The organism is Stenotrophomonas sp. SrG (genome assembly GCF_050031795.1).
Lineage (GTDB): Bacteria > Pseudomonadota > Gammaproteobacteria > Xanthomonadales > Xanthomonadaceae > Stenotrophomonas > Stenotrophomonas rhizophila_A.
Map to the genome: position 1 here is coordinate 68,274 of NZ_JBNBBE010000017.1, position 7,316 is coordinate 75,589.

The 7,316-nt window shown below is 64.6% G+C and carries 8 protein-coding genes; 1 reads left to right on the forward strand and 7 read right to left on the reverse strand.

All coding sequences use genetic code 11. From position 1 onward, the window contains the following. Positions 1 to 60 precede the first annotated feature (60 nt). From atpA to ACQG3P_RS15850, 6 genes are all read right to left on the reverse strand, one after another. A complete protein-coding gene (atpA, locus tag ACQG3P_RS15825) occupies positions 61 to 1,608 on the reverse strand; it encodes a F0F1 ATP synthase subunit alpha (protein ID WP_068854099.1) in 1,548 nt (515 codons plus the stop codon). A 44-nt stretch (positions 1,609 to 1,652) separates the two neighbouring features. Further along, positions 1,653 to 2,180: a F0F1 ATP synthase subunit delta gene (locus ACQG3P_RS15830; protein WP_068854100.1), complete on the reverse strand. Its 528-nt coding sequence runs from the start codon at positions 2,178 to 2,180 to the stop codon at positions 1,653 to 1,655. A gap of 3 nt (positions 2,181 to 2,183) precedes the next feature. After that, the gene (locus tag ACQG3P_RS15835; protein ID WP_068854101.1) at positions 2,184 to 2,654 is read right to left on the reverse strand and encodes a F0F1 ATP synthase subunit B; all 471 of its coding nucleotides are present in this window, start codon (positions 2,652 to 2,654) and stop codon (positions 2,184 to 2,186) included. A gap of 111 nt (positions 2,655 to 2,765) precedes the next feature. Next, entirely contained in the window at positions 2,766 to 3,068 is a 303-nt protein-coding gene (gene atpE, locus ACQG3P_RS15840) for a F0F1 ATP synthase subunit C (protein ID WP_068854102.1), read from the reverse strand. Between the two features lie 63 nt (positions 3,069 to 3,131). After that, positions 3,132 to 3,926 (reverse strand): F0F1 ATP synthase subunit A, encoded by a 795-nt coding sequence (atpB, locus tag ACQG3P_RS15845; RefSeq protein ID WP_068854103.1) that lies wholly within the window; start codon positions 3,924 to 3,926, stop codon positions 3,132 to 3,134. Positions 3,927 to 3,957: 31 nt separating this feature from the next. Further along, positions 3,958 to 4,326 carry a hypothetical protein gene (locus ACQG3P_RS15850; protein WP_176472592.1) on the reverse strand — a complete coding sequence of 123 codons (369 nt, stop codon included), beginning with the start codon at positions 4,324 to 4,326 and terminating at the stop codon, positions 3,958 to 3,960. Between the two features lie 510 nt (positions 4,327 to 4,836). Here ACQG3P_RS15850 and ACQG3P_RS15855 point away from each other — a divergent pair. Continuing rightward, positions 4,837 to 5,652, forward strand: coding sequence for a hypothetical protein (locus ACQG3P_RS15855; RefSeq protein ID WP_068854105.1), 816 nt, complete (start codon positions 4,837 to 4,839; stop codon positions 5,650 to 5,652). 130 nt (positions 5,653 to 5,782) lie between these two features. Here ACQG3P_RS15855 and lpdA read toward each other — a convergent pair. Then, a partial coding sequence (gene lpdA / locus ACQG3P_RS15860; RefSeq protein ID WP_426805590.1) for a dihydrolipoyl dehydrogenase occupies positions 5,783 to 7,316 on the reverse strand: 1,534 nt, incomplete at its 5' end.

The following is a 7,316-nucleotide window of genomic DNA, read 5'->3' on the forward strand; positions in this document are numbered from 1 at the left end:
GGCCATGCCCCGCTTTGTCGTTTGCGCAGCGGGGAAACACTCCCCGCCCCACGAAGCGGCTTACCAGCTGCCGGTGGTCTTGAACTCGGAGATGCCCTTCTTGAAGGCCGCTTCGATGTCGTTGTCCCAACCGCCGGTGGCGTTGACCTTGCCGACCAGTTCGCCCTGGGTGTTGGCGAAGTGGGCGTGCAGGCCTTCTTCGAAGGCCAGCAGCTTGTTGACCGGCACGTCGTCGAGGTAACCCTCGTTGACGGCGTAGATCGACAGCGCCTGGTTGGCGATCGACATCGGGGCGTACTGCTTCTGCTTCATCAGCTCGGTCACGCGCTGACCGCGCTCGAGCTGCTTGCGGGTGGCTTCGTCCAGGTCCGAGGCGAACTGCGCGAACGCCGCCAGCTCACGGTACTGCGCCAGCGAGATGCGGATGCCGCCCGACAGCTTCTTGATGATCTTGGTCTGGGCAGCACCACCGACGCGCGACACCGAGATACCGGCGTTCACGGCCGGGCGGATGCCCGAGTTGAACAGGTCGGTTTCCAGGAAGATCTGGCCGTCGGTGATCGAGATCACGTTGGTCGGCACGAACGCGGAAACGTCACCGGCCTGGGTTTCGATGATCGGCAGCGCGGTGAGCGAACCGGTCTGGCCCTTGACGGCACCGTTGGTGAACTTCTCCACGTACTCTTCCGACACGCGGGCTGCGCGCTCGAGCAGACGCGAGTGCAGGTAGAACACGTCACCCGGGTAGGCTTCACGGCCCGGCGGGCGCTTCAGCAGCAGCGAGATCTGGCGGTAGGCCACGGCCTGCTTGGACAGGTCGTCGTACACGATCAGGGCATCCTGGCCGCGGTCCATGAAGTACTCACCCATGGTGCAGCCCGAGTAGGCGCTGATGTACTGCATGGCAGCCGATTCGGACGCGGTGGCGGCCACGACCACGGTGTGGGCCAGGGCGCCGTTCTCTTCCAGCTTGCGCACGATGTTGGCCACGGTCGAGGCCTTCTGGCCGATCGCGACGTACACGCACTTGATGCCGGTGTCCTTCTGGTTGATCACCGCATCGATGGCCAGGGCGGTCTTGCCGGTCTGGCGGTCACCGATGACCAGCTCGCGCTGGCCGCGGCCGATCGGGATCATGGAGTCGACGGACTTGTAACCGGTCTGCACCGGCTGGTCGACCGACTTGCGCCAGATCACGCCCGGGGCAACGCGCTCCACCGGTGCGGTGGCCTGGGCAGCGATCGGGCCCTTGCCGTCGATCGGCTCGCCGAGCGCGTTGACCACGCGGCCCAGCAGCTCCGGACCGACCGGCACTTCCAGGATGCGGCCGGTGGTCTTGGCCACGTCGCCTTCGCGCAGGTGCTCATAGCCACCCAGGACCACGGCGCCGACCGAGTCGCGCTCCAGGTTCAGGGCCAGGGCGAAGGTGTTGTTCGGCAGTTCGATCATTTCGCCCTGCATCACGTCGGCCAGGCCGAAGATGCGCACGATGCCGTCGGACACGCTGGTCACGGTGCCTTCGTTGCGCGATTCCGCGGCCAGCTTGACCTTCTCGATGCGGTTCTTGATCAGTTCGCTGATTTCGGAGGGGTTGAGCGTGGTTGCCATCGTCAAGTCCTAGTGCCGGCGATCACGCCGGACGTTAAATGAATTCAGTTAGCGAGCGCGGTCTGCAGGCGCGACAGCTTGCCCTTGAGCGAGCCATCGATCACCACGTCGCCAGCGTCGATCACCGCACCGCCGATCAGCGACGCATCGATGGCGGTGGTGACGTCGACCTCTTGGCCGAAGCGCTTGCGCAGCGCGGCCTTGATGGCGTCCAGCTCAGCGGTGGACAGCTCGGCGGCCGAGGTCACGGTGGCTTTCACCACGTGTTCGGCTTCAGCGCGGAGCTGGTCGTACATGCCTGCGATTTCCGGCAGCAGCGGCAGCCGGTGCGCTTCGGCCAGGATGGCCAGGAAACGACCGAACGACTCGCCTGCCGTTTCCGGGGCCAGCAACGCGACGGCATCGTCACGGCCCAGCTCCGGGTTCGACAGCAGGGCCGACACGCGCGGATCGGCGGCTACATGGGCGGAGAACGCAAGCGCGTCCGACCACGGCGCGAACGTGCCTTCGTCGCGCGCGGTCGCGAACGCGGCGCGGGCATACGGGCGTGCAAGCGTGAGGGCCTGGCTCATCGATCAGATCTCCGAGGCCAGCTCGTCGAGCAGCGCCTTGTGGGCGTTGGCGTCGATTTCGCGCTTGAGCAGCTTTTCGGCACCGGTCACGGCCAGCACGGACACCTGCTTGCGCAGATCCTCGCGGGCACGGTTGGCGGCCAGTTCGATCTCGGCGTGGGCCAGTTCTTTCTGGCGGTTCGCTTCGACGATGGCTTCATTCTTGGCAGCATCAACGATCTGGTTGGCGCGGGCATGGGCCTGGTCGATGATCTCGTTGGCCTTGGTGCGCGCGTCCTTCAGTGCTTCGTTGACCTTTTCCTGCGCCTGGGCCAGATCCTTCTGGCTGCGGTCGGCAGCAGCGAGCCCTTCAGCGATCTTCTGCTGGCGCTCTTCGATGGCGTTCATCAGCGGCGGCCAGATCTTGGTCGCGATGATCCAGATCAGACCGGCGAACGCCAGTGCCTGGGCAACGAGGGTAAAACCGATTTCCATGGGGTTCGCTCAATCTGGGGTGATGGGGTGGAGGCGCCGCAGGAGCGGCGCATCCGTTCCTTCATCCGCGATCAGGCGCTCAAGGCGCCTGATCGTTTCGCTTTCGCTGGATCAGCCGGCAACCGGCGGCAGGCGGGTCACGAACTCAGCGATGGTCGGGTTGGCGAAGGCCAGCAGCAGGCCGACGGCGACCGAGATGATGAACGCGGCGTCGATCAGGCCGGCGGTGATGAACATGCGGACCTGCAGCACCGGGATCAGCTCCGGCTGGCGGGCAGCCGATTCCAGGAACTTACCGGCCATGATGGCCAGACCGAGACCGGCACCCAGCGCGGCCAGGCCGATCATGATGCCGACGGCGAGGACGGTGGAGCTCTGGACTTGGGCGAGGTTGGTCAGGACGGCAAAGTACATGGGTTATCTCCGGAAACTTAAGTAGCTAAGGGTAATGAAACGGATGAAGGGTGAAGCGGAAACTCAGTGAGCGTCTTCCGACAGGCTCAGGTACACGATGGACAACATCATGAAAATGAAGGCCTGCAGCGGAATCACCAGCAGGTGGAACAGCATCCAGCCGAGGCCGAAGGCACCGCCTGCGATGGCGCCCATGATGCCGGCACTGCCCAGCACCCAGATCAGCAGGAACACGATTTCGCCGCCGAACATGTTGCCGAACAGTCGCATCGCCAGCGAGATCGGCTTGCTCAGCCACTCGACGATGTTGAGGATCAGGTTGAACGGCATCATCCACTTGCCGAACGGTGCGGTCAGGAATTCCTTGGTGAAACCACCCAGGCCCTTGGCGCGCAGCGCGAAGAACAGCATCAGGAAGAACACGCTGATCGACATGCCCAGGGTGGCATTGACGTCGGCGGTCGGGACCGGCTTCCAGTACGGAATGCCCAGCGCTTCGAGCGGCAGGGCGATGAAGTCGGCCGGGATCATCTTGATGAGGTTCATCAGGAGGATCCAGAAGAAGATCGTGATCGCGATCGGGGTCACCAGCTTGCTGGTGCCGTGGTAGGTGTCCTTGGCCTGGCGGTCAACGAACTCCAGGCAGATTTCAACGAACGCCTGCCACTTGCCCGGTACGCCGGCGGTGGCCTTGCGGGTGGCCATCCAGAAGCCAAACACCATCAACAAACCCATCAGGACCGAAGTCACAATGGTGTCGACGTGAATTGCCCAGAAACCACCTTCCTGCATGTGGAACGTCAGGTTGTGCAGGTGATGTTGGATGTAGGAGGTGGGTGTAAGCGCCTCGCCTGCCATGTGTCCGGAACCTTGAGTTAAATAAATTGGATCAGCGCCTGGCCAGAGCCAGGACCTGGAACATCAGTCCGACGGCGATTCCGGCCAGCAGCGCCAATGCAGGCAGCTTGAAGACCACGAAACCCACCGCCAGGACACCGAATACGAGCGCCCACTTTGCCACCACCGCCAGGATCAGCCGCGACATCGCTGAACCTGCCGCCTGCACCCCGCCCCCCAGCGCCATCCGCGCCGCGACCCAGCCACCTGCCGATACCGCGATGCCCGATGCGAGCGCGCCAAGCGCGTACTTCGGGCCTGCCAGCAGCAGGAGCACCAGGGCCAGGACAGCCACTGCAGCCAGCGGGTACACCGCTGCGCGCAGCATCAGTCGCCGACCCGCGTCAACGGAGTTCAGCACACGTATGTCCTGCATGGTTGTGGGAGGAGTGACCGGGGCTGGAACTGCCTGTGCCCCGTCGAGCCGCCAAATTATAGCAACGGGACAATTTGCGAGACAACCTGCGCCTGTTCATCCCGGACGACGCAAGTTGCTGCATCGCCACAGATTTTGGCCCGGAAGGGGGGCCGATCCCGCCACAGCCCGCCCCAATTCATGTCGCGTCGCACCATATTGAACTTTGGTCGTGGGGCTGGGTCAGAGAAGTGGGCCTGCCAATTCGATCCTCGTCGACGCCCCTGAAGCAGGCCGGTACCGGGCGGCCCCGAGCTCTCTCCGGGGCCGCCTTTTTTCCGGGCAGGCCGCATCCGCTACAACGTCGTGGGGTGCACGCGGCGGCCACGCGCGGACACCGACGGTCACCCGGGGTGCATGAACGGTACACACAATCTCCACCATACGTTCACGAATGGTGGACGCGGCGCTGGGCAGAGTGATTCCACTTCACTGAATCCCTCCAAGGATAGAACGATGCGCCTGCTTCCCCTGCTCGCCCTGCCGCTGGCCATGGCCGCCCTCACCCACGCCACGTCCGCGAGCGCAGCCGAAGGCGACGACCGCTTCGCCCTGCGCCTGGGTGCGATGAACATCGACTCGGACAACACCATCCGGGGCAACACCACGGTGCTCGGCCAGGATGTGGGCTTCTCCGAGGACTTCGGCCTGGGCGGCAAGGAATGGGAGCCGCGCATTGACGGCCTGTTCCGCATCAGCGACCGCCAGCGCCTGATCTTCAACTACTTCAAGTACGACAAGGACCGCCGCGAAACCCTCAACGACGGCATCAGCTTCGGCGGCGAAACCGTGCCGGCCGGCAGCTTCGTCAAGGGCGAGCTGAAGTACCAGGTGGCCAGCCTGGTGTACGACTACTCGGTGGTGGACACCGAGAAGTTCGACCTCGGCCTGCAGCTGGGTGCGGAGTACGCCAAGGTGAGCACCAAGGCCTACGCCGACCTGGGCACCGTATACCAGGGCGAGTTCCTGGACGAGAAGGCCGACGGCGTTGCGCCGGTGGTCGGTGCGCGCTTCACCATCACCCCGTCCGAGAAGTGGATGATCACCGCGCAGGGCCAGTACCTCAACACCGACTGGGGCAACTTCGATGACTACGATGGCGACCTGACCCGCGCCAACGTGATCGTGGATTACAGGTTCACCGACAATTTCGGCATCTTCGCCGGCTACGACTGGTTCCGCCTCGACGTCGACCAGACCGGCAGCGATGGCACCATCGGCCTGAAGCAGGAATTCAAGGGCCCGGTCGCCGGCATCAGCGTTTCGTTCTGATCCAACCGTTGGTTGGTGTGTTACCGCACGAAAAACCCGGCGAAAGCCGGGTTTTTTGTTTGAACCGGTCTCACGACCAACGGTCGTGAGCTACCGAAATAAAAGAAACCCGGCTTTCGCCGGGTTCCTTTTATTTCTTTTTCGGGATGTACAGATCGGTGATGGTGCCGTCGTAGATTTCCGCGGCCATCGCCACCGATTCGCTCAGTGTCGGGTGGGCGTGGATGGTGTGGCCGATGTCTTCGGCTTCGGCGCCCATCTCGATGGCCAGGCCGATTTCGGCCAGCAGGTCACCGGCGTGCACGCCGACGATCGCGCCGCCGATGATGCGGTGGGTGTCCTCGTCGAAGATCAGCTTGGTGAAGCCTTCGGTGCGGCCGATGCCGATGGCACGGCCACTGGCCGCCCACGGGAACTTCGCTACGCCAACCTTCAGGCCCTGCGCCTTGGCTTCGGTTTCGGTCACGCCTACCCAGGCGATTTCCGGGTTGGTGTAGGCCACCGACGGAATCACTCGCGCCACCCACTCCTTTTTCTCGCCCGAGGCCACTTCAGCGGCCAGCTTGCCCTCGTGCGTGGCCTTGTGGGCCAGCATCGGGTTGCCGACGATATCGCCGATGGCAAAGATGTGCGGCACGTTGGTGCGCATCTGGCGGTCCACCGGAATGAAGCCACGCTCGGTGACGCCCACCCCGGCCTTCTCCGCGCCGATCTTCTTCCCGTTCGGCGAGCGCCCCACGGCCACCAGCACGCGGTCGAAGGTGCCCTGCTCCAGCCCCGGCTTCTCGCCTTCGGCAGCGGCGTCGAAGGTCACGGTGATGCCCTTCTTGTCCGCGGTCACGCCGGAGGCCTTGGTCTTGAGGTGGACCTCGACGCCCTGCTTCTTCAGGCGGTCGGCCAACGGCTTGACCAGGTCCTTGTCGGCACCAGGCATCAGCTGGTCCATGAACTCCACCACGGTCACCTTGCTGCCCAGCGCCGCGTACACGGTCGCCATTTCCAGGCCGATGATGCCGCCACCGACCACCAGCAGCGAGCCGGGAATGTCGGCCAGTTCCAGCGCATCGGTGGAATCCATCACGCGCGGGTCGTCCCACGGGAAGTTCGGCAGCTTCACCGCCTGCGAACCGGCGGCGATGATGCACTGCTGGAAGCGCAGCAGCTGGGTCTTGCCGTCGTCGCCGACGATCTCCAGCTCATTGGCCGAGACGAACGTGGCCACGCCCTGCACGGTGCGCACCTTGCGCTGCTTGGCCATGCCCGACAGGCCCTTGGTCAGCTGGGTGACCACCTTTTCCTTGTAGCCGCGCAGCTTGTCCAGCGTGATCTTCGGTGCGCTGAATTCCACGCCGAAATCGCCCGCGTGGGCCACTTCGTCGATCACCGCGGCCGCATGCAGCAGCGCCTTGGACGGAATGCAGCCCACATTGAGACACACGCCGCCCAAGCTGGCATAGCGTTCGATCAGCACGGTGTCCACGCCCAGGTCGGCCGAGCGGAACGCAGCGGTGTAACCGCCCGGGCCCGCCCCCAGCACCACCATCTGGCATTCGATGTCGGCCGGCTTGCCCGACGACAGCGCCGGCTGCGGCGCGGCCGGTTCGGCCGGGGCGCGGTGCGACGGGGTCACCGGCGGCTTGCTGGCCGGGGCGGCGGCCTTGGGA